Raw genomic sequence first — 22,863 nt, 5'->3', positions numbered from 1 at the left:
GCCTCCTTTAGGGAAACCAATACCCGTATGGAGAGATGACGTATAGGCGTTTTATGTGCGAAAAATCTAAAAACACCCACACCGCCGCAATAGCAGAAACGCCAAAAATGTTAGCCCACCATTCGTCACAATTCTGATCCTGTTCGCTGCTTACTCTTTGCCGGACCATCGCTTGAAGATCGCTTGAAGAAGTGCTGCGCGTAACCGGAGGAGAGTGTCATGTCGGCATTTCGCTATGAAGCCATCAACCTGGCAGGCAAGACGCTGAAGGGTGTACTCGAAGCGGACAGCGCGCGCGCCGGGCGCACCCAGTTGCGCGGTCTCGGGCTCACGCCGCTGGTCGTCGAACTGGCCACGTCGCGGCTGCAAGGCGAGCGCAGCCGGCGGCTCGGCGCGGGGCGCAAGCTGTCGCAGCGCGAGCAGGCCATCCTCACGCGGCAACTGGCGAGTCTGCTGATTGCGGGTCTGCCGCTCAACGAAACGCTCTCGGTGCTCAGCGAACAGGCCGAACGCGATTACATCCGCGAACTGATGGCGTCGATTCGCGGTGAAGTCATCGGCGGGCATTCGTTTGCGAATGCGCTGGAGCAGCATCCGCGCGATTTTCCGGACATCTATCGCGCGCTGGTCGCGGCGGGTGAACATACCGGCAAGCTCGGCATCGTGCTGTCGCGTCTCGCGGACTACATCGAGCAAAGCAACGCGCTCAAGCAGAAGATCCTGCTCGCGTTTACCTATCCGGCCGTCGTCACGTTGATCGCGTTCGGCATCGTCACGTTCCTGCTGAGTTACGTGGTGCCGCAAGTGGCGAACGTGTTCACCAGCACGAAGCAGGCGCTGCCGTTTCTGACGGTGGCGATGCTGGCGCTGTCGGACTACGTGCGGCATTGGTGGTGGGCGACGCTCATCGCGGTCGGCGTGCTCGTGTGGATCGTGCGCGGTGTGCTTGCGCGGCCAGGACCGCGTCTGTCGTTCGACCGTTGGCTGCTCACCGCGCCGCTCGCAGGACGGATCGTGCGCGGCTACAACACGGTGCGTTTCGCCAGCACGCTGGGTATTCTCACCGCAGCCGGCGTGCCGATTCTGCGAGCCTTGCAGGCGGCCGGCGAAACGCTCAGCAATCGCGCGATGCTCGCCAATATCCAGGACGCGATCGTGCGCGTGAGGGAAGGCACGTCGCTGTCGCGCGCGCTCGGCAATACGAAGACGTTTCCGCCGGTGCTGGTGCATCTGATCCGCTCGGGCGAAGCGACCGGCGACGTGACCACGATGCTCGACCGCGCGTCCGACGGCGAGTCGCGCGAACTCGAATGGCGCACGATGTTTCTGACCAGCTTGCTCGAACCGCTGCTGATTCTCGCGATGGGTGGTGTCGTGCTGGTGATCGTGCTGGCGGTGATGATGCCGATCATCGAGTTGAACAACATGGTGCAGTGAGCGATGCGAATGCAACGGCGGATCGAATCTGGCCACATTGCGCGGCCTCTCGCTGCTACACGGCTCACGCGCCCGGCTCGTCACACGCAGCGCGGCTTCACGTTGCTCGAAATGATGGTGGTGCTGTTGATCGTCGGCCTGCTGGTCGCGGTCGTTACGCTGGCGCCTTCGCGAAACCGCCGCACCCATCTCGCCGAAGAAGCGCAGCGCCTCGCGAGCCTGCTCGAATCCGCCGGCGACGAAGCGCAGGTCCGCTCGTCGCCGATGGCGTGGCAACCCATCGCGGGCGGCTACAGGTTCTATCGGCGCACCGAAGACGGCGCCTGGAAACCCGTCGCGGACGACCTGTTCGGCCCGCATCGCTGGTCGACCGAAGTGACCGGCGTGTCGGTCCGCTACACCGGCAGCAACGAGCCGGTATCGCGCGTCGTGTTCGGCGATGAAAGCATCGGCGTCCCGGTGACGATCACGCTCTCGTCGGAGGGCGTGCGATTACTCGTGGTCGGCACGGGCATCGGCAACTTCGTCGTGCGACGCCCCTGAAATCGCCGGGTCCGACTCCGGACCCGCACGCATGGCACGTCGATCCAAACCGCACCCTTATGCGGATTCACCTAAGTGTCACAGTGATTCCCTACGATGCGATGTTCGCTTGCTTCGGGGCGGCTCTGGGCCGCTGCGCCGAAGTCCTGTGCAAAACATTTCCGGCATTGATAGATGACACGTTCACGGGCGCCGACCGGTGTCCTGGCGTTGACTGCATGTCTGCTGTTGCTGGCGTTCGTCATGCGTTGCGCCAAGGCCCAGGACGCGGGAGAGGCCAGCCGTCCGTCCGGCCGTGCGGCGCATTTCGAGCTGCCCGCCCAGCCGCTCGCGCAGGCCTTGCAGGCTTTTGCGCGGACCACCGAGCTGATCGTGCTGGCGCCCGCGCCGCTGCTCGACGGTCATACGAGCGCGCCGGTTGAGGGCGATTATTCGCCGCGCGAAGCACTTGAGAGGGTGCTCGCGGGAACCGGATTGAAGGCCGAGTTCACCGGTACGGACGAGGCGATCATCGTCGCGCAGCCTGTTGCGCCGGAGGCGTCGCCGGTCGCGGCGGAGGCGCCGGCGAACCCGGCATTACCGGTCGACGGACTCGGTGACGACGCCGACGCGCAAGCGTACGCCGCGCAGTTGCAGGCGCGCATGACCCAGGTCCTGTGCGCGCTGCCTGCCGCCATGCCGGGTGGCTACCGGCTGGCGGCACAGTTGCGTATCGACGATAAGGGGGCAGTGGTGGCGGTGAATATGGTCGCTTCAAGTGGACAGGCTTCGCGTGACGCGGCCATCGTGCGCGCGCTGCGTTCGCTGAGACTCGATTCGCCGCCGCCGGGCAGCTTGCCCGAGCCCGTCACGATTCTGCTGCGGCCCACCGGCAACGGTGTGCATCTGCATTGCCCGACGACAACAGCAACAACAGACGGTCGGAACTAGGCGCTTATGCCAGACACGAGCCGCACCCAACTCAAACAGATCCTGGCCACGCGCTACGCGTACCTCGTCAGGCGGCTGGAGCGCATCACAGGATCGAAAGAAGGGGCGACCGACGCATTGCATGAAACCTGGCTGCGTCTGGACAAGGCGAATGTGTCCACCCAGGTCGCCAATGCCGACGCGTATATTCTCGGCATGGCGAGCAACGTCGCGATCGACCAGCATCGCCACGAGCGCCGTCATGCGCATGAGGACGACGTCGACGTGCTGCTCGGCGTGCCCGACGAACTGGCCGATCCCGAGCGGATTCTGACGGCGCGCCGCAAGATCGATAGCCTGAAAGACGTGTTGCGCGGCCTGACGCCCAGGCGTCGGGCCATCCTGCTGGCCGCGCGGGTGGATGGCCAGTTGAATCGCGAAATCGCCGAACGTTTCGGGATTTCCCTGAGGCTGGTAGAGAGTGAATTGAGTGCGGCAATGAAGTATTGTCTTCAGCGTATGCAGGAAGCTGGCGACCCGTACACGGATTCACGCAGTGGGCCACGTAAATTTTGAACATCCCGACGATGAGGAAAGCTGAGGCCGTTACCGCGGACCACGCCCTGGAGGAAGCCCAGGCGTGGCTCGTGCGCCTGCGTTCGGGCAGCATGAGCCGTGCCGAAACGGAGTCCTTCCAGCGCTGGAGCGCCGAGCATCCGCAGACTGCGGCATTGCTGCGCGATACGTGGAACCTGCTGCGTACGGCGGCCGCCGAGCTGGCCGATGAAAGCCCGGCGGCCGCCAACGATGAATGGCTAGCCGAAGCGCGCCGCGATAAAACGGTGCGCACGGGGCGTCGCGCGTTCGTCGGCTTTGCGGTGGCGGCGGGGGCCTCGTGGCTCGCGTTGCGTCCGCCGCTGGAACTGTGGCCGTCGCTCACCGACCTCGCCGCCGACTATCGCACCGGCACCGGCGAACAACGTAGCGTGGTGCTGTCGGATCGCGTCGTGGTCGAAATGAATACGCAGACGCGGCTCGACGTGCTGCCGGTCCAGGCCGCCACGCGCGGGATCGATCTGCTGGCGGGCGAAGCGGAGATCGACGCGAAGGCGTCGACGGCGCTGGGCGACGCGCTGTTGCGGCAGGTCACTGTCGTCGCCGGGAAAGGGCGCATGCAGGCCGTCACCGCGCGCTTCAATGTGCGTCGCGGCGGCGGCTCGGTCTGCGTGACCTGTCTGTCGGGTTCGCTCGCGCTCGACCATCCCAGCGCGCGGCTTACGTTGCGCGCCAACGACCAGGTGGTCTACGACGACCGCAAGGTCGAGCCGGTTTCGCGCGTCGATCCGAGTGGCTTCGTGGCGTGGCGGCGCGGTGTGCTGGTGTTTAACGGCGTGCCGCTCGCCGAGGTCGTCGACGAAATCAATCGCTACCGCCCGGGCAAAATTATTCTCAGAAATCCGGCGTTGGGGCAGAACCGGATGCAGGCGCAATTCCCGATTACGCGGCTCGACGATGTGATCGATCTGCTTGGGCGCCTGTACGGGGCGCGCATCACGCGCTTGCCGGGGAATCTGGTTCTGTTGAGCTGAGCTTGGGCTGAACCCGCGCCGTAGAACGTAGAAGCGGGCCATCGCGCCCGCTTTTTTATGCGCTACAGATCTATTCATTTCTCATAGCCTGCGTAACCACGACACGCACGCGTCGGCACGCTCGTGGGCGCGACCGATCTTCATCGACGCTTAAAAAGAAAATCTGCGGGTTAGCGCGGCTCGCTTCGACCTAGTTTAAGAAGGCCGCATTTTTCGGCATCGAGCCGCGGCGCTCACGAGGCTGCCGCATCGCCGCCGCCGTCGGCGCGCGCGGCATCCCAACTGGCACTGAGGGGATCGGCAACGTGGCGATAAGGCTCAAGCAGAAATGGACAACGCTCGACGAACGAGGCGGATTTTTGCAAGGCCACGATATGGTTGACCATCCATTGCAACAGATCGCTACCCTGCCGAATCTGCTCGGCCCGCCACGGCGGCATCGTGGCGAACAGCGCGGCAAAACGATCCCAGCGGGAGTCGCGGTCGCTCGTTGCGGGGCGGATATAGGTGTTCAGGCCGATGTCGTTGCTGTCGTTCAACGCGCCGACGAACAGACCCGCGGCCGTCGGCACGCCGACCTGCCGCCAGTTTTCGGCCAGCGCGAGCGGACGGATCACGCGGGCCAGCACGAACGCGGCGCTGGTTTCCGCTTCGATCTCCGCGAGCGACGTAACGCCGTTGCGCTGCATGCAGCGTGCGACCGCATGCGGGCGGATCGTGCTCGACGCAAAACTGCGCAACACCAGATCCGGCACGCTCAATTGCAACTGGAATTCACGCAGCCCGTGTTCGGCGCTCATGGTCGAGAAGTTGACGAACAGGCCTTCGGTTTGTCCGAGCGCGCCGACGTAGGGTTCGAGTCCAAGCCGCGCGAGTTTCGGCGCGACCTGGCGTTCGAGCAGCCGGAGCAGATTGCGCCGGTTGCGCAGGCCCGTGAAGTTGTCGAGGCTGGTCGTGACGACGTCGCTAATCTCCCAGCGGCGTTCTTCGGCGAACAGGCGCGGGGATCGGTTCAGATCGTATCTGGCTCGGCCGTGCGCTACGCGCGGGTCGACAAACATGGCGGGTCCTTGTGGATGCCGTCGGGGGAGCTGACGCGACGTTGCGACAGCCTGCCCCTTTCTCGTCACATTCGATGGTCCAACGTCGGAAAAAGTTCGTCAAGCGGTTCGACAGGAGCGGCACGGATTGCGCGTGAACGGCGAAGACCGTGAGTCTCGTTCCGCAAGCGACGCAAACCTGAACGCTGGACACGGTCTGTCAAAACGATAACGAGGTGGCCTTTGATACGCACAGTCATGGAACGCTTTGTCGAGCATAGCCCGATGGCGGTAATGGCGCGGCTGGTAATGCAGTGGGCGCTGCACGCGGAGTCGCTGGACGATCCGCTCGGCAAAGACGAGCCGGACAGCGATGGCGAACCGCTGCGCGAATTGCTGCTTTCCATGACCGTACAGGCGATGACGCAGATCGCCGCGCGCCAGCACCGCACGCGCGAAACGTTCCCCGAAGCGCCCGAAGAAACCGCCGCGCAATTGACCGCGTTGCATGACCGCATGAGTCGCGTACGCCAGCAATGGGGCCGTTCTCTGGTGCGCGACAGCGCGGGACTATTGCTGCCGGTCGCGCATCGGCGCACGGAGAAACGGTCGCAATCGCCCGGCGATTTGCGGGTGCGCGTGCTGGATGGTGTTTCGATGTCGGCCGGAATGCGCTGCATGCCGGGACCGGCGGGCTGCGTCCACGTAATCGCTCCGGCCGATACTCAGCCGGGCGCGGTGGACGGTCCTTGCGTGCTGCCGGTCTATGACCCGGATCTTGCGCTGATCGTCGATCTGTTGCCCTACGAACGCGGCTTTGTCCACGAGCGGGCTTTTGCCGCGCAACTGGTGGAGTCGGTTCGGCCGGGTGAGTTGTGGATTCTCGACGGGCATTTCAATCCGGCCGCCATTCTGTCCGGCTGGCCCTGCGACGGCAGTCTGTTCGTCGTGCAGGAACATGGCTGTACGCCCGCGTATCGCGCGCTCGACGAGCCCCGCGAAGCGGGCTGGCTCGACGGCGCGTCGGTCTGTGAGCAACCGATCGGTATGCCCACGGAGTGCGGCGCGTCGCCGGTGTTCCGGCGTATCGAATGGCATCGGATCGACGCGGAAAGCGGTACGCCGCAACGCGTCGCGATCCTGACGAACGCACCCGCAACGACACTCGACGCGTCGCAGATCGTCCAGCTCGCCACCCGCGCGTGGCGCGACACGCTGCCGTTGCCGCTCGACGCCGTCTGCGACGGCGCCGCGTTCGGCGTCATCGCGTCGCGGGCGACGCCGCTCGCGGCGGGCATCGTCGCGTTGGCGTACAACGTGTTCAGCGCGATGATCGGCGTCGTGAAAAATGCGCTCGATCTCGACGAGCGCGATAGCGAGCGTTTGCCGCTGCACATGGCGAGCGGCATAGAGGGCGCGTACGGCGGCATGATGATCGCGCTGCCGCCCGACAACTGGCGGCGCTACGACCGGCTTCCGGATGCGGCGCTGCGCGATATCGCCCGTCATCTTGCGGTGCATGTCGATCCGCGCAGCATGCGCAGAAAGCGCCGCGATCACAAGGTATCGGCGAAATCGCAGGCACGTTTGCTCGCGACGACACTCGAGCATCTGTTGCGCGAAGACGCGGAGCTGGCGGCGGCGGGATTTTCAAGGCTACGCACCATCGCGATGGCGACGCGCGACTTCAGCAGCAATCCGTCGCGCGCGCTACGTCATGCCAGCGATGCTCTCGTGATGGTGACGAAATACAACCGTCCGGTCGCGTTGCTGGTATCCATCGACGATTGGAACCGGTTAATCGGCCAGGTGCGCGAAACGAATTTCGACCGATTGTCGATCGACTATGCGTCGCTGGTGCCGATGAACGGCGAGACCGTGGTCAGCGATCTGCATTGAATTGAAACCGCTAGCCAGGTTAGGCCAGGTTAGCCCTGGTTAGCCGGTGATCCGATGCACCCAGATTACCGATGTCCAGCTGAAATTGCCGACTCCATAGCGTGCCACCAGCGTATCGATCCGGCTATTGATCCGGCCGGAATGAATCCGGCAATGAACAATGAAATACCCGCTGTTGACGCCGACCATCGCGCCATCGGGCAGGGTCGCGCTGCTTTGGGTCGGGGCCAGCACCTCGGCGATATCGCCGGTACTGACGAAGTACGCCGTGTTGCGTCGTTCGACGAGCCGGTGCGCGAGCACGCGCGTTAGCGTCGGAATCGCGGCGACCAGCACCGGCTCCGACGCGGTGTTCGCATTGACCGTGGTCAGGTCGGGCAGGATCGTGACGAACGGCGCGAGCGCCGCGCTCGTGCTGTCGTCGTAGCCGGCCGCGCGCGACAGATCCGCCACCGTCACGAGTTGCAAGGGCCAGCCGTCTGGGCCATTGGTTTCGCGCAGCGATTTCAGCAGGTACGCGGCGGTTTGCTTCGCGAGCGCCGGATCGAGCGACAGTTCACCGAGCAGGCGGCGATAGGCGAGCAAGCCTTCGGCGTTGGTTTGCCAGGGCTGGCCGGGCGCGGCGCGCGACACCAGGTTCATCAGGTTGAAGCGGGCCTGCGCGTCTTCCACGCTACCCGAGATCGAGGCACGCGACAGCTCGCCATTGAGGGAGGCCGCGCTCGATCCCGGCGCGAGGAAGCTGACCAGTTGTACCTCGCTCACCGGCGCGGACCACGGCTGGCCCACGTAAGCCACGTTCGATATCGCAGCCTGAGCACGCAACGTGGCACGCGCCCATTCGACGGCGGCGCGCTCGGCCCACATCGTTTCCACCGCAAGGCGCTGGTTCTCCACGTCGCGCAGGGCAACCTGCTGACGCCACAACACGCTGGCCGCGAGCGTGGCCGCCAGCGCAACCACCAGCAGCACCATCACGATGGCAATGCCGCGTTGCCGCGAGGCGCCCGTGCGGCGGCCTGGTTTTCGAAGGCGCATAGAGTCGGTCCCGCGCGGAGCGTGAAGAGGGTTCAATGAAGAGGGTTCAAGCCAGGGTTCAGGCCAGGAAGGCAAGCCACACGTGCAGGATGCTCGCATGCAGAGATGACGATATGCCGAACGCGGCGACGAGGCCGGTCATCCACAGCGCGAGCGCGGCGGGGTGCGAGCCTGGCGTGGCGATGGCGAGCGGCGCGACGAGGTCGTCGATGGCATGCGTGCTCCACAGCAGAAGCAGCACGAGCAGGCAGCTCAACGCCATGCTGCGCTGAAAATAGTAAAGCGCCGCCGCGCGATGACTGCGGAATGGCGCGCGGTAATGCTGCTGATTGGTCAGCACGATGGTGACGCCGCCGGCCAGCGGCACGATCGCCATCAGCGCATTCCAGAAGAACGGCTGGTCGCTGTGCGGATTGATTATCTGCAGGGCGCCGATCGCCCAGAACGGCGGCGCGAGCAGCGTCAGCGAAACCCACGACAGCGCTTGCCACGCGAGCCACGGCATGCGCCAGCGCAAACGCCGCGAGCCTGCGGTGTCGCTCCCGGCCTGCGGATCGCCCGGAGGACTGCGCTCCGCCGTCTCGCCGCGCGCGCCGGTCAGCCTGGCGACGAGCCGTCGCAGAAGCATGGTGGTGATCAACATGGATCTCCTCGCTGATGTCGTCCCTGTATTTGATAGGACGTTGCGACGCGGTCTATCCCGCACGTTGCGTCGTGTTTCTCGGGGCGTCGAGGATTCCTTCACACGAATGTTCTGCGTATGTCACAAAAAATTACGCATCCACGAGCGACGATGGACTGTGTTCAATCATTAATATGCAGGCCGCATTTTTCTGCTGAACCCCGTTTGAATCCCGCTTGAATCCCACGTGCAAAAAATAGTTTGCGGGATTGGCCGGTTGTTTCCGTCTAGGAATAAGGAACGCTCGAATGGACCTGGACGCCGCTGTCGACAGGTCACATGAAGCGATGAATCCGTACGGGGCGCGATGCCTGCGCGCCTGTCGCGACGGGTCTTTATAAAAAGCAGCGCGAGAGCTTGGGATAAATAACGTGGAACGCCTCGGGGAATATCAGTCGGAAGGTGAGCCGGATCCGGCGAGCGATCAATCGCCGCCCGCCGTGGCGACGGACGCCGACTCGCCATTCATCAATTTGCGCGACACGGGGCGCTTTCTCGATGTGCTCGCGTCGCTGCAATGTTCTCTCGCGATCAGCCGCCGGCCCTCGGGCGTTGCGTTGCTCGGCGTGGAAAACGGCGTGCCCACGTTGTCCGCGTGTCGGTTGCCGCGTTCGATGGGCATGACGGTGAGCGGCAACCGCCTCGCCGTGGCCACCATGCACGAGTTAATGGTGTTCGCCAATCTGCCGTCGCTCGCGCCGCTTTATCCGGCTCGTCCCGATTACTACGACGCGATCTTCGTGCCGCGCATGACGTATTACACGGGCGATCTCGATCTGCACGACATGGTGTTCGACAAGCAGATCGTGCTCGCGGTCAATACGCGCTACTCGTGCATTAGCGTGATCGACGGTTACTTCAATTTCACGCCGATCTGGCAGCCGCCGTTCGTCAAGGAGTTCGGCCCCGACGATCGCTGCCATCTGAACGGTATGGCCTATCACGACGGCAAGGTGCGCTATGCGACGGCGCTCGGCCACACCAGCACGCCGTTCGGTTGGCGCGCGGGCATGGCGAGCGGCGGCATCGTGATGGAAGTGCCGTCGGGGCGAATCGTCGCGTCGGGACTGTCCATGCCGCACTCGCCGCGTTTGATCGACGGTCGCCTTTATGTGCTCGAAGGCGGCCGGGGTCAAGTGCTTGAAATCGATGTGCACAACGGCGCGCGACGCGTCGTGGCGAGCTTGCCCGGCTTCGTGCACGGTCTGGCCGAATACCGCGGCGTGATGTTCGTGGGTCTGTCGAAACTGCGCGATAAGCGCGGGCCGCAGGGCTTGCCGATCGAGAGTGGGACGGATGAACTGGTGGCCGGTGTGGCGGCACTGGATAGCCGCAGCGGCGAAGTGTTGGGGATCGTGGAGTTCTACAACGGCGTGGACGAAGTATTCGATGTCCAGGTGCTGCCCAATATTCTGCGCGCCGAAATTCTGAGTCCACGGGAGTGGGCGGAAACGCCGTCCATCGCGACGATGAAGGGCGGCTTCTGGCAGACACGGCCACGCGAGGAAGACGAATCGCAGGCCCGGGAAGGCTAAATCGCAAAATTTTTAAATATGCCCTGCGGGTTAGGCGTGCTCGTTTCGTCTTGATGATAGGGACGCGCGATAAGGATTGATTTGCTGGATTGAAGAATCATCGCGACGGAGACCAGTAGTACCCGCCGTACGATTAGGATGGCCAACTAAAAGTAACATTTCTGAAATGAAACTGTGCTAGCGGGCTCGAAGAATTGGGGCTCGCCGATGCGGCAACGATCCGAATGAATAAAGGGGAATGGCGCATGCCGCCAAGAGTGAACGGGATAGGGATATCACCCGAGGGTTCGAGCGGGGAGTCCAACGGGGAATGGGCTCAACGCAGACGCGCCACGCGGCGGCGCTGCGTATCTGGCGCGATCGGCACGATGGGCGCGATGAGCGTGGTATTCGTCGGTGGCCTGGGTTTCGCGGCCGGTGCGCATGCGCAGAGCGCGGCGGCGCCAACGTCCGCGTCGGCCGCGCCGCAAACATTCGACCTGAACGAATTTATCGTGCGCGGCAATACGACCTTGCCGAGCCTCGACATTGAAAAGGCGGTCTATCCGTTCGAAGGACCCGGCAAGACACTGGCGGACGTCAACGCGGCGCGCGATGCGTTGCAGAAGGTCTATCAGGATCGCGGCTATCAATCGGTGGTCGTCGAGTTGCCGCAGCAGCAGGTCAAAAACGGCGTGATCGTGTTGCAGGTCGTGGAAGCGAAAGTGGGCCGGCTGCGCGTGGAAGGCGCGCAGTACTCCTCGCCGCAGAACATTCGCGACGCGGTGCCGGCGCTCGCGGAAGGCAGCGTGCCCGACTTCGGCGTCGCGCAGCAGCAGCTCACCGATCTGAACCGCACGGCCGACCGCCAGGTAATTCCGGTGCTGAAACCGGGCGCCATGCCGCAGACCGTGGACGTCGATCTGAAAGTGGACGATCACAGTCCGCTGCACGGCACGCTCGACCTGAACAACGACAACAGCCCGGGCACCTCGCTGCTGCGCACCAGCGCCACGCTGAGCTATTCGAACCTGTGGCAACTGGGCCACGTGGTCTCGGGCACCTATGTGATCGCGCCGCAGCATCCGGACGACGCGCGCGTGTACTCGTTTTCGTATCTGGCGCCGCTGAAGAATTCGAACTGGAGCCTGCTGGCCACGGTGGTTCATTCGGATAGCAATGTGGCGTCGATCGGCGGCACCAACGTGCTCGGCAAGGGAACGACCTACGGCTTCACGGCGATCTATGCGTTGCCGGCGTCGGACACCTACGCGCAGTCGGTGAGCATCGAGATCGATCGCAAGCATTACGACGAGAACGTCAGTCTGGGCGGACAGATGTCCATGTCGCCGCTGACCTACGTGCCGGTCACGCTCTCATACACCGGCCAGCTCAGCCTGAAGAACTCGCAAACGGCGTTTTCCGCGTCGCTGACCACGAATATTCGCGGTATCGGCAGCGACGCGGGCGCGTGGGACAACAAGCGCTACAACGCGACGCCCGATTTTCTCTACGCCAAATTCGACGTCAATCACACGCAGCATTTTGCCAACGACATGCAGGCCAACGCGCACGTGACCGCGCAACTGGCGAACTCGCCGCTGGTGTCGAGCGAGCAGTTCGCGGCCGGCGGCATGAACAGCGTGCGCGGCTACATGCAGGCGGAAGACACGGCGGACAGCGGCGTGATCGGCTCACTCGAATTGCGCAGCCCGTCGCTGACGAAATACCTCGGCGGCGCGGCCGGCAGCCGCATCAACGAATGGCGTTTTCATGCGTTCGTCGACGCAGCGCACCTGTGGCTGCTCAGCCCGCTGCCGGAGCAGACGGCGAGCTTCAACCTGCTCAGCGTCGGCGTGGGGACACGGGTGCAACTGTTCAAGTATGCGAGCGCGGATTTCGAAGCGGGCTGGCCGCTGAAAGCCGGTATCTACACGAAGCAGTACAGCCCGCGCTTTGATTTCTATGTGCGCCTCGGTTTCTGAAGGATCTTTTCTGTTCGTGCCTTGCCGCGTTGCCGGCACGGTTCATTTGGGGAGTGGATTGTGAAGCGAGCCTTGTTTCTCCTGTTACTGACGCTGCTGGGCGTGATGCCCGGCGTCGCCAACGCGTGGTGGCAAAACGACTGGTCGTACCGCAAGGCGATCACGATCGACGCCGGTCCGAAAGGGGCCAACCTGACGGAGTCGGCCGGTCGCGTGCCGTTGCTGATCCGGCTGCACTCGGGCAATTTCCAGTTCGATGGACTGGCCGATAACGGCGCCGACATCCGTTTCGTCGCGGCCGACGACAAGACGCCGTTGAACTTCGACATCGAACAGTACGACGCGGTGCTGGGCGTCGCGCTCATCTGGGTCGATATCACGAAGATGCCGGCCGGCTCGGCGGAATCGATCTGGATGTACTACGGCAACAAGAAGGCGCCCGACGGCAGCAAGCCGTCGCAAACTTTCGATCCGGATTACACGCTGGTGTATCACTTCGACAGTCCGTCCGGCTCGCCGCCGAAAGACGCGACCGCGTACGCGAACCATGCGCAGAACGCGCCGCTGCGAACCGTCGAAGACGGCATCGTCGGCAAGGGCGCGCAGTTCGACGGCAGCACGGCGTTGAATCTGCCGGCCACGCCGTCGCTGAACGTGAGCGCGGGCGGCAGCTTCACGTTCAGCGTGTGGCTCAAGCCGTCGGCGCTGGCGGCCAATACGCTGCTGTATAGCCGCCGCGACGGCGCGAACGCTTTGCTGATCGGCCTCGACAACGGCGTGCCGTTCGCCGAGATCGACGGCGCCGCGGCGCCGGTTCGCACATCCGCCGCCGCTGCATTGACGGTCAATCAATGGGCTCATCTCGCCGTCACCGCCGACGGCAAGAACCTCACCGTGTACGTGAACGGCAAACAGGCCGCGCAGATCGCCGCGGCATTGCCCGCACTGACCAGCGCTGCCGCGGTGGCCGGCGACGTGACCGGCGCGCCCGCCGGCTTCGCCAACTTCAAGGGTTCGCTCGACGAATTGCGTCTGTCGAAGATTGCCCGCTCACCGGAGCTGATCGCGCTCGACGCGCTGGCGCAAGGCTCGGAATCGAAGCTGATCAACTACGGCGCGGATGAAAAGCAGTCGGGTTTCGGCTTCGGCTACTTCGGCGTGATCGTCCAGTCGGTGACGGTCGATGCGTGGGTGGTGATCGGCATTCTGCTGGCCATGGCCGTCGTCTCGTGGGTCGTGATGTGGAACAAGGGGCGCTACGTCGGCCTTGTCGACCGTGCCAACAACTACTTCGTCGAACGCTTTCGCGAAGTGGCGGGCCGTCACCTGGTCGGCCTCGCGCACGTGAAGGAAACCAGCGAAGAGGGTCAACGCCTGCGCCAGTCGTCGCTGTACCGGCTGTACCGCGCGGGCGTCGCCGAAATTCATAGCCGCGTCGACGACAACGGCCGCGCGGTGATCACCAGCGAGTCGATCGAGGCGATCCGCGCGTCGATGGACGCCACGCTCGTGCGCGAAAACCAGCGTCTGTCGAAGTCGATGGTGCTGCTGACCATCGCCATTTCCGGCGGGCCGTTTCTCGGTCTGCTCGGCACGGTGGTCGGCGTGATGATCACCTTCGCCGCGATCGCGGCCGCCGGCGACGTCAACGTCAACGCGATCGCACCGGGTATCGCCGCCGCGCTGCTGGCCACGGTCACCGGTCTGTTCGTCGCGATTCCGGCGCTGTTTGGCTACAACTACCTGCTGATCCGCAACAAGAACGTGACCGCGAACATGCAGGTGTTCGTCGACGAATTCGTCACGCGGCTGGCCGAAGCGCATCGCAGTCCGGACCACGCGCTGCTGGCCGACTGAACGCACACGGGAGATCACCATGCAGGTTCAGGACGACGACAAGCCGTACGACGACATCAACATCACGCCGATGCTCGATCTGGCGTACGTGCTGTTGATCATCTTCATCATCATGACGACCGCTTCGGTGCAGGGGATCAAGGTGGATCTGCCCAAGGCGAGTTCGTCGGCGAGTCTCGCCAAGCCGAAGACCAAGGCGATCACCGTGTCCGATTCGGGGCAGATCTTTCTGGATGCGTACCCCGTCACGATGGACGAACTCGAGAGCCGGCTGCGCACCGAGAAGGCGAGCAATCCGGATGTGCCGATCGTCCTCAAGGGCGATTCCGCCGTGGCGTATCAGCGGGTCATGGATGTACTCGATCTGCTCCGGCGCCTCGATCTGTCGCAGGTCGGTCTCGTGACCGGCAAAGCGAAGCAGGGCGGCTAGGGCGACGCGATGGAAATGACCTATAACGGCGGCCCTTCCGGCAAGGGTCCGGGCCGCTTCATCAAGCCGGTCGCGATCGTGCTGGCGCTGGTGGCGCTCGGTGCGCTGATCTGGCATTTCGCCGGCGATACGACGGGCGTGAAACGCATCAGCGCGCCGCAGGTGACGACGGTGATTCCGTTGCCGCCGCCACCTCCGCCGCCGCAGAAACCGCCGCCGGAGAAAGTGAAGGACGAGGTCAAGACGCCGGTGGATAAGCCGACGGTCGCGCCTAAGCCGTCGGAAGCGCCCAGGCCGTCGGACAACCAGCCGAAGCAGATGACGATGAACGCGCCGGCTCAGGCGGGCACCGACAGTTTCAACATCGGCGCGGGCGACGGCTCGGGGAACGTGGGCAGCGGCGGCAACGTTGGACGCTTCGGCAATGCGAGCTACGCGCAGTACATGGTCTACACGCTGCAGCGCGCGGTCGAGCAGGACAAGGGCGTGCAGGACGTCGGCGGCGTGCGCTTCACCGGCAGCCTGAATCTGTGGATGGAGCCGTCGGGCCGCATCACGAAGGTGACGATCGCGCAGACCACCGGCGATCCGAAGATCGACGCCGCCGTCGTCGCGGCGGTCGAGGCGCTCGGCAAGGTCGACGAGCCGCCGCCGCCCGCTACGGCGTATCCGGTGCTGGTGAAGCTGCAGGGGCGCAAGCCGGGATAACGGGCGCATAGCGGGGCTACAAGCTGGCCACAAGCGGGCTGCAAGCGGCACGGGCAAAGACAAAGATCAGGCACAGACAGACACACACGCACGCATCCACGCGGCGCAAGCACAGCAAACACGTGGCAGGTCCGCACACGGACGATGCCGGCAAAAGAACAGCGGTTACGCGGAGAGCATTGATGATTCGGAAAATGAAGCTACGGGGTCGCGGCTACGGCGGCGGAGGATCGACGACGACCGGCACGCGCCTGAGCGTGGCGCTGGTCACGCTGGGCCTGTCGTGCGCGACGGGTGCGCACGCGCAGTCGCTCGAAACGCAGGCCGCGACGGGCGCAGCAGCGCCGACCGAGAGCACGGTGATCAACCTGATCAACCTGCTCGTCAAGCGCGGCGTGCTGACGCAGCAGAACGCCAACGACCTGATCCGCGAAGCACGCGTGGAAACGGCGCAGGCCAAGGCGGCATCCGGGCGCACGGTGGCGGGGGCGGGCGTGGCGGGCGTGGCGGGTGCGGCAGGCATGGCGGTCGTCAATGCGCCGACGCAACCGGGCGACGTCGCGGTGCCGTACGTGCCGCAGGTCGTGCGCGACCAGATTCGCGATCAGGTGAAGCAGGAAGTGGTCGCGCAAGCGAAGGCGGAGAACTGGGCGCAACCCAACACGTTCCCCGACTGGGTGTCGCGCATCAAACTGGACGGCGATCTGCGCGTGCGTGACGAATTCCACTTCTATGGCAGCCGCAACGCGAACAACGTAACGAACTTCGCGGCGATCAATCAGGGCGGCGGTTTCGATATCAACGGCAATACCAACACGACGCAATTGCCGACGCAGAACACCACGCAGAACCGCAACAACCTCGAACGCTATCGCGCGCGTCTCGGCGTGACCGCGCTGCTGTCGGACGAATTCAGCGCGGGCATCCAGCTCGCGAGCGGCAACGACAACGGTCCCGTGTCGACCACCGCCACCGCGGGCGGCGGCTTCGCGAAGAAGAACATCTGGCTGAACAAGGCGTTTTTCCGCTATCAGCCGAACTCGTGGCTGAACGTCGTGGCGGGTCGCTTCGACAATCCGTTCTTCACGTCGGACCTGCTGTTCTCCAATGACCTCGAAATGGACGGTCTGGCCGCGAGCTTCCGTCACGCATTGCCGATCAATCCGGACGTGACGCTGTTCGGCACCTTCGGCGTGTTCCCGATTCAGTACACGTCGGAAAACTTCCCGTCGAACAGCACCAGCAAGGTGGGCAGCGACACCAGGTGGATGTTCGGCGCGCAGGTCGGCGCGGAATGGAAGATCAACCAGCAGAACCGCTTGAAGGGCGCGCTGGCCTACTACGACTACCAGAACATGCGCGGCACGCTGTCGTCGCCTTGCGCGCTGTACCTCGGCGCGACGAACTGCAGCACCGACAACGAAGCGCCCGCGTTCCTGCAGGGCGGCAACACGCTGGTGGCGTTGCGCAACATCGTGCAGAACCCGAATCTCGCGCCGGGCATGACGCCCGAGCCGCAACTCTTCGGGCTCGCGTACAACTATCGTCTGCTCGACATCAAGGCGCAATGGGACACGGTCTTGGCCGATCGCGTCAAGGTGAGACTGGACGGCGAGTTCGTCCGCAATCTGGCCTACAACACCAACAAGGCGTTCGGCGCGGCGTCGCTGCCGGTGAACAACTACGAGGCGACCACGGTCAATGCGAGCCAGTCCGACTATCGCAGCGGCCCGAACGGCTACCTCGCGAAAGTGACGTTCGGTGAGCCGGACCCGAGCACCAAGGGTCAGTGGAATTTCTCGGTCGCCTACAAGTATCTGCAGCCGGACGCCACGCTCGACGCGTTCAACGATCCGGACTTCCATCTGGGCGGCACCAATGCGCGCGGCTACATTCTCGGCGCGTCGTATGCGGTGGCGCGCGATACGTGGCTGTCGGCACGCTATCTCAGCGCGAAGGAAGTCTACGGGCCGCCGGTTTCGATCGACGTGCTGCAGATCGAGCTCAACGCGCGCTTCTGACGGGAGTCGGGATGAAAACAGTTCGTTATGGCCTGATTGCCGCGGCGCTTGCCGGCGCTTTCATGTTCGTGGGCGGCAGTGCCAACGCGCAGAGCATGGAAGACAAGTTGCGCACGCAATTACGTTCCACGGTGCAAACGCTGCGTCAGCTTCAGGACAATCAGGCGCAGCTTCAGGCCGACAAAACCGCCGCCGAGCAGCAGCGCGATGCGGCGCAGGCACAGTTGAAGGACGCGCAGGCGCAGCTTGCGGCCGCGAGTGGCAAATCGAGCGGCGAGGCAGCGGCCGAGCGGGCGCTGTCGGTGGAGAAGAGCAGTCATGCGCAGGACGCCCAGCAGCTCGCGAAATACAAGTCGTCTTATGAGGACCTGCTGACGGTCTCGCGAGCACGCGACGCGCAACGCGCGCAACTGCAGAACGACGCGAAGCTGCGCGATACGCGCCTGCAGATGTGTCAGGCGAAGAACGCGGATCTGTATCGCGTGGGGCATGACATTCTGGACGCTTATGAGCATGTCGGTTTCGGCTCGTTCTTCGCGTCGCGTCAGCCGTTCGCACAAGGCTCGCGTGTGAAATACGACGAGATCGAACAGCGTTACGGCGACGCGCTTTACAGCGGCAAATACGATCCGGCGGCGCGGTCGGTAGCGGCATCGGCAGCGGTGTCTGCATCTCAGGACGCGGCTTCGGGATCTGCCGCCGCGCAATGACACAGGCAGCGCGAGAACACAAAAAAACACTGCCCGGAACGGGCCGTTAGCAACCTAATCGACGTAGGAGCATCGACATGAGCGACAAACAGACCAAGGCCGTGGCCGAGCAATTGCCGGGCGGCGAATTGATCGAAGCGGTGAGCATCGATCGACTGGCGGAAATCCTGAAGGCGGCCGGCTATCGCGTGACCGTGGCCGAACAGAACGGCGCGGTGCAACTGATGAGCGCGAGCCAGGGCGTCGGCTTTTCGGTGCGCTTCGGCAACGCCGCGCAGGACGCCACTGCGGCGACCGATCCGGCCGCGGTCCGCTATCTGGATTACACCCATAGCTGCGTGCTGCAGGTGCAAGGTGACTTGCCGATGGAACTGGTGGCGAGCTGGAACCGCACGAAGCGTTTTGCGCGTCTCGCCGACCACGGGCCTTTTCTGGCGCTGGAGATGGACGTGATCGTCGCGGGCGGCGTGACCGGGCGCTATCTGCGCTCGACGATCGAACTCTGGGACCGTCTGATTCAGGAGCTTCTGCTGCATCTGCGTAACCGTCCGGCGTTGGCGGAGCAGCAGACGGATGCGCGGACGACGGCAACCGCAGGCGCCGCATCCGTTGGCGATGGCACGGACTCGGCAGTGCGCGAAAACGGCACGCGTGAGAGCGCGCTCGCGCAATGAACCTCGCGGGTCGCATGAAGGCGTTCGGCGCGGCGCTGCTGTCGGTTCTCGGCGGCAACCTGCGCGTGAAACCGGATGCGGTGGCGGTCGGCGACGCGCCGGTCGCGTGGGTGCATTACGCGGAACGGGTTGCGCGGCGGCTGCATTCGGCGCTCGACGGCGCGGATGGCGCCGCCTGCCGGCTTCGCGCGTCGCTCGAACAACAGGCAAGCGCGGTGGCGGACAACGAGCCATGGGTCTTGCGGCTGAAGACCTGGCTCGACGCACGCGGGCGCATCGAGCGGATCGAATGCGCGCCGCGTTGCCTGCCGGAAATCGAAGCCGATCTTCACCTGGTGGTGGTCGGCAAAGGCATCGGCAAAGCACCGCCGCGCGACATGATTCAGCCGGTCGTCGTGCAGTTGGGCGGGCATGCAGCAATGAACCGGTCGGCTGAATCGTAGGTCGCGATTCTGGCCGCCCGTGCAGAGGGCACGTCCCAACCGGGGCGCGTGCCGGTGATGACAGCATTCAGGTAACAGCAGGAGTCATGGTGAAGAAATTCGTACTGGCAGGATGGCTTGTGTCGATGATGCCGCTCGTCGCGATGGCGCAAAGCGATGTGATCGCCAACGCGCCGCAGGCGTCGGTCACGCAGGCCGATATTGAAGCGCTGCTGAAGTCGCTGAATCCCGACGGGCGCACGCGGCTCGCGGCGGACCCCGGCGCGATGGACCAACTCGTGCGCTCGACGCTGGCGCAGAAAGCGGTGCTCGCCGAAGCCAAGGCGAAGGGCTGGGACAAGCAGCCGCAAGTGCGCACGGCGCTCGAGCAGGCGCAGCGCGATGTGGTGGTTCGCAGCTATCTGGCTTCGGTGAATGCGCCGCCGGCGGATTATCCGTCCGACGCGGAAATCCAGTCGGCGTACGACCAGAATCAGTCGGCGTTCACTGCGCCGCGCGCGCTGCATCTCGCGCAGATCTACCTCGATGCACCGGCTAATTCGGACGCGGCGACGCTCGAGAAAATCCGCAAGCAGGCGGCCGATCTCGCCGGCCGCGCGCGTAGCGGCGATTTTGCCGCGCTCGCCAAAGCGAATTCGCAGGACAAGACCAGCGCGGCGAACGGCGGCGACATGGGTGTCGTGCCCGAGACGATGCTGTTGCCCGCGATCCGTCAGGCCGCCGACGCGCTCAAACCCGGTCAGGTGTCCGCGCCGGTCCAGACGCCGACCGGGTTTCACGTCGTCAAACTGATCGAGGTGAAGGCCGCGACGCTGCGTCCGCTGGCCGACGTCAAGGAGTCGATCCGCACGACGTTGCGCGCGCAACGTTTGCAGCAGAACGTTCAGGCTTATGTCGCGAAGCTGGCCGGCAATACGCCGATCAACGAGGACGTGTTGAAGAAGGCGCTGGCCGCGGCGCAGTGATCGACGCGGCCGGCAGAGCAGGTTTGTGTTGAAGCGCACTTCGCGCGGGTATTTCGCGCGAAGCGGCGCAGCGGTGCGCGAACGCGCAGGGTGTCGCCGACTGGAGAGAGCAATGAATCTGCGTCGATTGATCGTGGTGGTGCTCGTTGCGTTGGCATCGGTATCGGTATCGGCCGGCGCAGTCTATGCGCAAGGCGGCGCGCCGCGTGCGAGTTCCTCCGGCGCAGCGGCGTCGGCGACGACGCCGGTGTGCGTGGATGCCGAAGTGGACGGCCAGCGTGCGCTGTCGTACGACTGCCTGAGCTCACAACTGAAGCCGAAGTCGACGGTGCAGGCCGGTGCGTCGCAGACGGCGGCGGAAGCCGCGGCTAACGCGCCGTCGAACCGGCTCGGCACGTTCAATCTGTCCACCGAACGTAACCGGTTCGGCACGAACTGGGGCAATTCGGTGACGCCGCAACGTCCCGCCGCGCCGGTCGCGGTGCCGCCGAAATGATGCATGACCCGATGCGCGAGTTCGGCGCGGACGAGCGGCAGGACGACGCTTCGTCGAGTGAGGACGCCGTGCGTGACGGCGTCGATGAGTCTGGCGGCGACGCGCTTTTCAGCAAGGTCGAGCGCAAGCGTCGCGCTGCAACGAGGAGATCACGCAGCCGCGTCAAAGTGCTGTTGTGGGACGAGACGTAGAGGTCAATGCCGCGCTCGGCCCGGGCCGGCGGCGATGGTGGCGACCGGTCCGGAATAACGCGGCAAAACAGCAGGGAGAATACGCATGATGGCGTCGGACAAGATGGACGACGTGGTCGAAATCGACGCGAAGGTGATCGAATCGACCGCGCATCGGATTTTGCGCAGCCGGGGCGGCTGGGTCGCGTGGGATGCGTTGCGCGACTGTCCTGACTGGCAGATGGGCACCATCGCGCTGGACGGCCGTTTCTCGATGGATGAACTGCGCGCGCTGATTCTCTTCGCTCGTCGACGTGGCTGACGTATGGGGGCTGCGGTGAAGACGCGGATAGCGCGGGGCGGTGTCGTGCTGATGTCGATGTGCGTGGGCACCGCGGTCTGGGCCGCCAATCCGGGCGCGGCGGATAAGGGCGCATCGAACGGCACATCAAACAGCGCCTCGCTGACGGTGCCGAATTTCGCCGCGCTCGTCAAACGCTATGGTCAGGCGGTGGTCAACATCAGCGTCACGCGCGAAGTCACGCAGATGGGCATTCAACTGCCGCCCGGTATCGCGCCAGGCAATCCGCTTGCCCCGTTCCTCGCGCGGCGCGTGATCGGCAATCGCGAAGAGGTGAGTCTCGGCTCGGGATTTATCGTGAGTCCGGATGGCGTGATTCTGACCAACCGGCACGTGGTCGGCGACGCGACGACCGTCGACGTGAAGCTGACCGACAAGCGCCAGTTCAAAGGCACGGTGATCGGCAGCGACGCGCTGTCGGACGTCGCGGTGATCCGTATCGACGCCCGCAATCTGCCGGCCGTCGTCACCGGTAATCCGGCGCGCACCGAGGTCGGCGATTGGGTGATGGCGATCGGTTCGCCGTACGGATTCGCGAATACGGTGACGCAAGGTATCGTCAGCGCGAAGTCGCGGTCGCTGCCGGGCGAGAGCTATATCCCGTTCATTCAGACCGACGTGCCGATCAATCCGGGCAACTCGGGCGGCCCGCTGTTCGACCTGAACGGCCGCGTGATCGCGATCAACTCGATGATCTATTCGAAGACGGGCGGGTATCAGGGATTGTCGTTTGCGATTCCGATCGACGTGGCGCTCGACGTGAAGGAGCAACTGCTCAAGACCGGCAAGGTCACGCGCGGACGGCTCGGGGTCGCGTTGCAGGAAGTGAGCCAGGCGCTCGCGCGTTCGTTCGGACTGGCGCAACCGGACGGCGCGCTGATCAGTATGGTGGAGGCCGGCGGACCCGGCGCGCAGGCGGGACTGCTCGCCGGCGATGTCGTGCTCGGCGTGGATGGCGAGGCGGTGGCCGATCCCGTCGATCTGCTCGGCACCATCGCCAGAATGAATCCGGGGCAGACGGCCGATCTACTCGTCTGGCGCGCGGGGGCCAGGACGCATATTCAGGTTGCGGTGGGCGCGCTCGACAGCGGTGTTGTATCGAGCGCGAACCCCAAGGGGCCGGCGCGTATCGGCTTGAGCTTGCGGCCGCTGAATGGACCGGAACAGCAGCAGTTCGGCGTCGACCGTGGTCTGCTGGTCGAACAGGCCAGCGGTCAGGCGGCGCGTGTCGGCCTGAAACCCGGTGATATCGTGCTGTCGGTCAACGGCACGCCGGTCGCGACGATCGACGCGCTGATCGCCGAAATCGGCGCGGCGCATGGCACGGTCGCGCTGCTCGTGCAGCGCGGCGGTTCGCGTCTCTACCTTCCCATGGATCCGGACTAACCGGGA

General features: G+C 64.5%; 23 protein-coding genes. 20 read left to right on the top strand and 3 right to left on the bottom strand.

All coding sequences use genetic code 11. The features are described 5' to 3' along the window. Nucleotides 1–219 precede the first annotated feature (219 nt). The 5 genes from gspF to FA94_RS01040 all read left to right on the top strand — a co-directional run bounded on the left by gspF (nucleotide 220) and on the right by FA94_RS01040 (nucleotide 4,478). Nucleotides 220–1,437 (top strand): type II secretion system inner membrane protein GspF, encoded by a 1,218-nt coding sequence (gene gspF, locus FA94_RS01060; protein ID WP_035546028.1) that lies wholly within the window; start codon nucleotides 220–222, stop codon nucleotides 1,435–1,437. Nucleotides 1,438–1,446: 9 nt separating this feature from the next. Beyond that, a complete protein-coding gene (gspH, locus tag FA94_RS01055) occupies nucleotides 1,447–1,980 on the top strand; it encodes a type II secretion system minor pseudopilin GspH (RefSeq protein WP_156126481.1) in 534 nt (177 codons plus the stop codon). A gap of 174 nt (nucleotides 1,981–2,154) precedes the next feature. Further along, nucleotides 2,155–2,910, top strand: coding sequence for a secretin and TonB N-terminal domain-containing protein (locus FA94_RS01050; RefSeq protein ID WP_035546026.1), 756 nt, complete (start codon nucleotides 2,155–2,157; stop codon nucleotides 2,908–2,910). A gap of 6 nt (nucleotides 2,911–2,916) precedes the next feature. Continuing rightward, nucleotides 2,917–3,465: an RNA polymerase sigma factor gene (locus tag FA94_RS01045; protein WP_035546023.1), complete on the top strand. Its 549-nt coding sequence runs from the start codon at nucleotides 2,917–2,919 to the stop codon at nucleotides 3,463–3,465. Between the two features lie 11 nt (nucleotides 3,466–3,476). After that, a complete protein-coding gene (locus FA94_RS01040) occupies nucleotides 3,477–4,478 on the top strand; it encodes a FecR family protein (protein ID WP_035546020.1) in 1,002 nt (333 codons plus the stop codon). A gap of 233 nt (nucleotides 4,479–4,711) precedes the next feature. On the opposite strand, the gene FA94_RS01035 is transcribed toward FA94_RS01040, so the two are convergent. After that, nucleotides 4,712–5,539 (bottom strand): hypothetical protein, encoded by an 828-nt coding sequence (locus FA94_RS01035; RefSeq protein WP_035546018.1) that lies wholly within the window; start codon nucleotides 5,537–5,539, stop codon nucleotides 4,712–4,714. 222 nt (nucleotides 5,540–5,761) lie between these two features. Here FA94_RS01035 and FA94_RS01030 point away from each other — a divergent pair, with 222 nt between their 5' ends. Then, nucleotides 5,762–7,417 carry a type II toxin-antitoxin system Phd/YefM family antitoxin gene (locus tag FA94_RS01030; RefSeq protein WP_051980251.1) on the top strand — a complete coding sequence of 552 codons (1,656 nt, stop codon included), beginning with the start codon at nucleotides 5,762–5,764 and terminating at the stop codon, nucleotides 7,415–7,417. A 39-nt stretch (nucleotides 7,418–7,456) separates the two neighbouring features. Here FA94_RS01030 and gspK read toward each other — a convergent pair whose 3' ends face one another. Continuing rightward, nucleotides 7,457–8,455: a type II secretion system minor pseudopilin GspK gene (gene gspK / locus FA94_RS01025; protein ID WP_035546017.1), complete on the bottom strand. Its 999-nt coding sequence runs from the start codon at nucleotides 8,453–8,455 to the stop codon at nucleotides 7,457–7,459. A gap of 58 nt (nucleotides 8,456–8,513) precedes the next feature. Further along, the gene (locus tag FA94_RS01020) at nucleotides 8,514–9,098 is read right to left on the bottom strand and encodes a hypothetical protein (protein WP_035546016.1); all 585 of its coding nucleotides are present in this window, start codon (nucleotides 9,096–9,098) and stop codon (nucleotides 8,514–8,516) included. Between the two features lie 410 nt (nucleotides 9,099–9,508). Between FA94_RS01020 and FA94_RS01015 the strand changes: the two genes are divergently transcribed. The 14 genes from FA94_RS01015 (at nucleotide 9,509) to FA94_RS00950 (ending at nucleotide 22,857) form a co-directional block, all read left to right on the top strand. Next, nucleotides 9,509–10,672, top strand: a complete 1,164-nt coding sequence (locus FA94_RS01015) for a TIGR03032 family protein (protein WP_035546014.1) — start codon at nucleotides 9,509–9,511, stop codon at nucleotides 10,670–10,672. 377 nt (nucleotides 10,673–11,049) lie between these two features. Next, a complete protein-coding gene (locus FA94_RS01010) occupies nucleotides 11,050–12,636 on the top strand; it encodes a ShlB/FhaC/HecB family hemolysin secretion/activation protein (protein ID WP_231584818.1) in 1,587 nt (528 codons plus the stop codon). A 105-nt stretch (nucleotides 12,637–12,741) separates the two neighbouring features. Next, the gene (locus FA94_RS01005) at nucleotides 12,742–14,493 is read left to right on the top strand and encodes a DUF2341 domain-containing protein (protein WP_231584873.1); all 1,752 of its coding nucleotides are present in this window, start codon (nucleotides 12,742–12,744) and stop codon (nucleotides 14,491–14,493) included. 19 nt (nucleotides 14,494–14,512) lie between these two features. After that, on the top strand, nucleotides 14,513–14,923 hold the full coding sequence (locus FA94_RS01000; RefSeq protein ID WP_035546011.1) for an ExbD/TolR family protein: 411 nt from the start codon (nucleotides 14,513–14,515) through the stop codon (nucleotides 14,921–14,923). A gap of 9 nt (nucleotides 14,924–14,932) precedes the next feature. Next, a complete protein-coding gene (locus FA94_RS00995) occupies nucleotides 14,933–15,631 on the top strand; it encodes a TonB C-terminal domain-containing protein (protein ID WP_051980248.1) in 699 nt (232 codons plus the stop codon). A gap of 182 nt (nucleotides 15,632–15,813) precedes the next feature. Further along, on the top strand, nucleotides 15,814–17,652 hold the full coding sequence (locus FA94_RS00990) for a putative porin (RefSeq protein WP_081935625.1): 1,839 nt from the start codon (nucleotides 15,814–15,816) through the stop codon (nucleotides 17,650–17,652). A gap of 11 nt (nucleotides 17,653–17,663) precedes the next feature. Then, nucleotides 17,664–18,362 (top strand): hypothetical protein, encoded by a 699-nt coding sequence (locus FA94_RS00985; RefSeq protein WP_035546008.1) that lies wholly within the window; start codon nucleotides 17,664–17,666, stop codon nucleotides 18,360–18,362. A gap of 77 nt (nucleotides 18,363–18,439) precedes the next feature. Further along, on the top strand, nucleotides 18,440–19,036 hold the full coding sequence (locus tag FA94_RS00980; protein WP_081935624.1) for a YbjN domain-containing protein: 597 nt from the start codon (nucleotides 18,440–18,442) through the stop codon (nucleotides 19,034–19,036). Then, nucleotides 19,033–19,479, top strand: a complete 447-nt coding sequence (locus FA94_RS00975; RefSeq protein WP_051980246.1) for a hypothetical protein — start codon at nucleotides 19,033–19,035, stop codon at nucleotides 19,477–19,479. The genes FA94_RS00980 and FA94_RS00975 overlap by 4 nt, the downstream gene beginning before the upstream one ends. Before the next feature lie 86 nt (nucleotides 19,480–19,565). After that, nucleotides 19,566–20,444 (top strand): peptidylprolyl isomerase, encoded by an 879-nt coding sequence (locus FA94_RS00970; RefSeq protein WP_035546007.1) that lies wholly within the window; start codon nucleotides 19,566–19,568, stop codon nucleotides 20,442–20,444. A 112-nt stretch (nucleotides 20,445–20,556) separates the two neighbouring features. Next, the gene (locus tag FA94_RS00965; protein WP_035546006.1) at nucleotides 20,557–20,940 is read left to right on the top strand and encodes a hypothetical protein; all 384 of its coding nucleotides are present in this window, start codon (nucleotides 20,557–20,559) and stop codon (nucleotides 20,938–20,940) included. Continuing rightward, nucleotides 20,937–21,131, top strand: coding sequence for a hypothetical protein (locus FA94_RS00960; protein ID WP_156126479.1), 195 nt, complete (start codon nucleotides 20,937–20,939; stop codon nucleotides 21,129–21,131). The genes FA94_RS00965 and FA94_RS00960 overlap by 4 nt, the downstream gene beginning before the upstream one ends. Before the next feature lie 85 nt (nucleotides 21,132–21,216). Then, nucleotides 21,217–21,432, top strand: coding sequence for a hypothetical protein (locus FA94_RS00955; RefSeq protein ID WP_231584816.1), 216 nt, complete (start codon nucleotides 21,217–21,219; stop codon nucleotides 21,430–21,432). Nucleotides 21,433–21,447: 15 nt separating this feature from the next. Continuing rightward, nucleotides 21,448–22,857, top strand: a complete 1,410-nt coding sequence (locus tag FA94_RS00950) for a Do family serine endopeptidase (RefSeq protein ID WP_408304681.1) — start codon at nucleotides 21,448–21,450, stop codon at nucleotides 22,855–22,857. The last annotated feature ends 6 nt before the right edge of the window (nucleotides 22,858–22,863 follow it).

The sequence above is a fragment of the Burkholderia sp. 9120 genome (assembly GCF_000745015.1).
In the GTDB taxonomy this organism is placed as follows: Bacteria; Pseudomonadota; Gammaproteobacteria; order Burkholderiales; family Burkholderiaceae; genus Paraburkholderia.
The sequence above is the reverse complement of the archived record's forward strand: the minus strand, read 5'-3'. Positions and strand labels throughout refer to the sequence as shown.

Excerpts from the sequence above, each read along its gene's own strand:
- gspF (WP_035546028.1), top strand. The coding sequence starts at position 220 with ATGTCGGCATTTCGCTATGAAGCCATCAACCTGGCAGGCAAGACGCTG.
- gspH (WP_156126481.1), top strand. The coding sequence starts at position 1,447 with ATGCAACGGCGGATCGAATCTGGCCACATTGCGCGGCCTCTCGCTGCT.
- FA94_RS01050 (WP_035546026.1), top strand. The coding sequence starts at position 2,155 with ATGACACGTTCACGGGCGCCGACCGGTGTCCTGGCGTTGACTGCATGT.
- FA94_RS01045 (WP_035546023.1), top strand. The coding sequence starts at position 2,917 with ATGCCAGACACGAGCCGCACCCAACTCAAACAGATCCTGGCCACGCGC.
- FA94_RS01040 (WP_035546020.1), top strand. The coding sequence starts at position 3,477 with ATGAGGAAAGCTGAGGCCGTTACCGCGGACCACGCCCTGGAGGAAGCC.
- FA94_RS01035 (WP_035546018.1), bottom strand. The coding sequence starts at position 5,539 with ATGTTTGTCGACCCGCGCGTAGCGCACGGCCGAGCCAGATACGATCTG.
- gspK (WP_035546017.1), bottom strand. The coding sequence starts at position 8,455 with ATGCGCCTTCGAAAACCAGGCCGCCGCACGGGCGCCTCGCGGCAACGC.
- FA94_RS01020 (WP_035546016.1), bottom strand. The coding sequence starts at position 9,098 with ATGTTGATCACCACCATGCTTCTGCGACGGCTCGTCGCCAGGCTGACC.
- FA94_RS01010 (WP_231584818.1), top strand. The coding sequence starts at position 11,050 with ATGAGCGTGGTATTCGTCGGTGGCCTGGGTTTCGCGGCCGGTGCGCAT.
- FA94_RS01005 (WP_231584873.1), top strand. The coding sequence starts at position 12,742 with ATGCCCGGCGTCGCCAACGCGTGGTGGCAAAACGACTGGTCGTACCGC.
- FA94_RS01000 (WP_035546011.1), top strand. The coding sequence starts at position 14,513 with ATGCAGGTTCAGGACGACGACAAGCCGTACGACGACATCAACATCACG.
- FA94_RS00995 (WP_051980248.1), top strand. The coding sequence starts at position 14,933 with ATGGAAATGACCTATAACGGCGGCCCTTCCGGCAAGGGTCCGGGCCGC.
- FA94_RS00990 (WP_081935625.1), top strand. The coding sequence starts at position 15,814 with ATGATTCGGAAAATGAAGCTACGGGGTCGCGGCTACGGCGGCGGAGGA.
- FA94_RS00985 (WP_035546008.1), top strand. The coding sequence starts at position 17,664 with ATGAAAACAGTTCGTTATGGCCTGATTGCCGCGGCGCTTGCCGGCGCT.
- FA94_RS00980 (WP_081935624.1), top strand. The coding sequence starts at position 18,440 with ATGAGCGACAAACAGACCAAGGCCGTGGCCGAGCAATTGCCGGGCGGC.
- FA94_RS00975 (WP_051980246.1), top strand. The coding sequence starts at position 19,033 with ATGAACCTCGCGGGTCGCATGAAGGCGTTCGGCGCGGCGCTGCTGTCG.
- FA94_RS00970 (WP_035546007.1), top strand. The coding sequence starts at position 19,566 with ATGGTGAAGAAATTCGTACTGGCAGGATGGCTTGTGTCGATGATGCCG.
- FA94_RS00965 (WP_035546006.1), top strand. The coding sequence starts at position 20,557 with ATGAATCTGCGTCGATTGATCGTGGTGGTGCTCGTTGCGTTGGCATCG.
- FA94_RS00960 (WP_156126479.1), top strand. The coding sequence starts at position 20,937 with ATGATGCATGACCCGATGCGCGAGTTCGGCGCGGACGAGCGGCAGGAC.
- FA94_RS00955 (WP_231584816.1), top strand. The coding sequence starts at position 21,217 with ATGATGGCGTCGGACAAGATGGACGACGTGGTCGAAATCGACGCGAAG.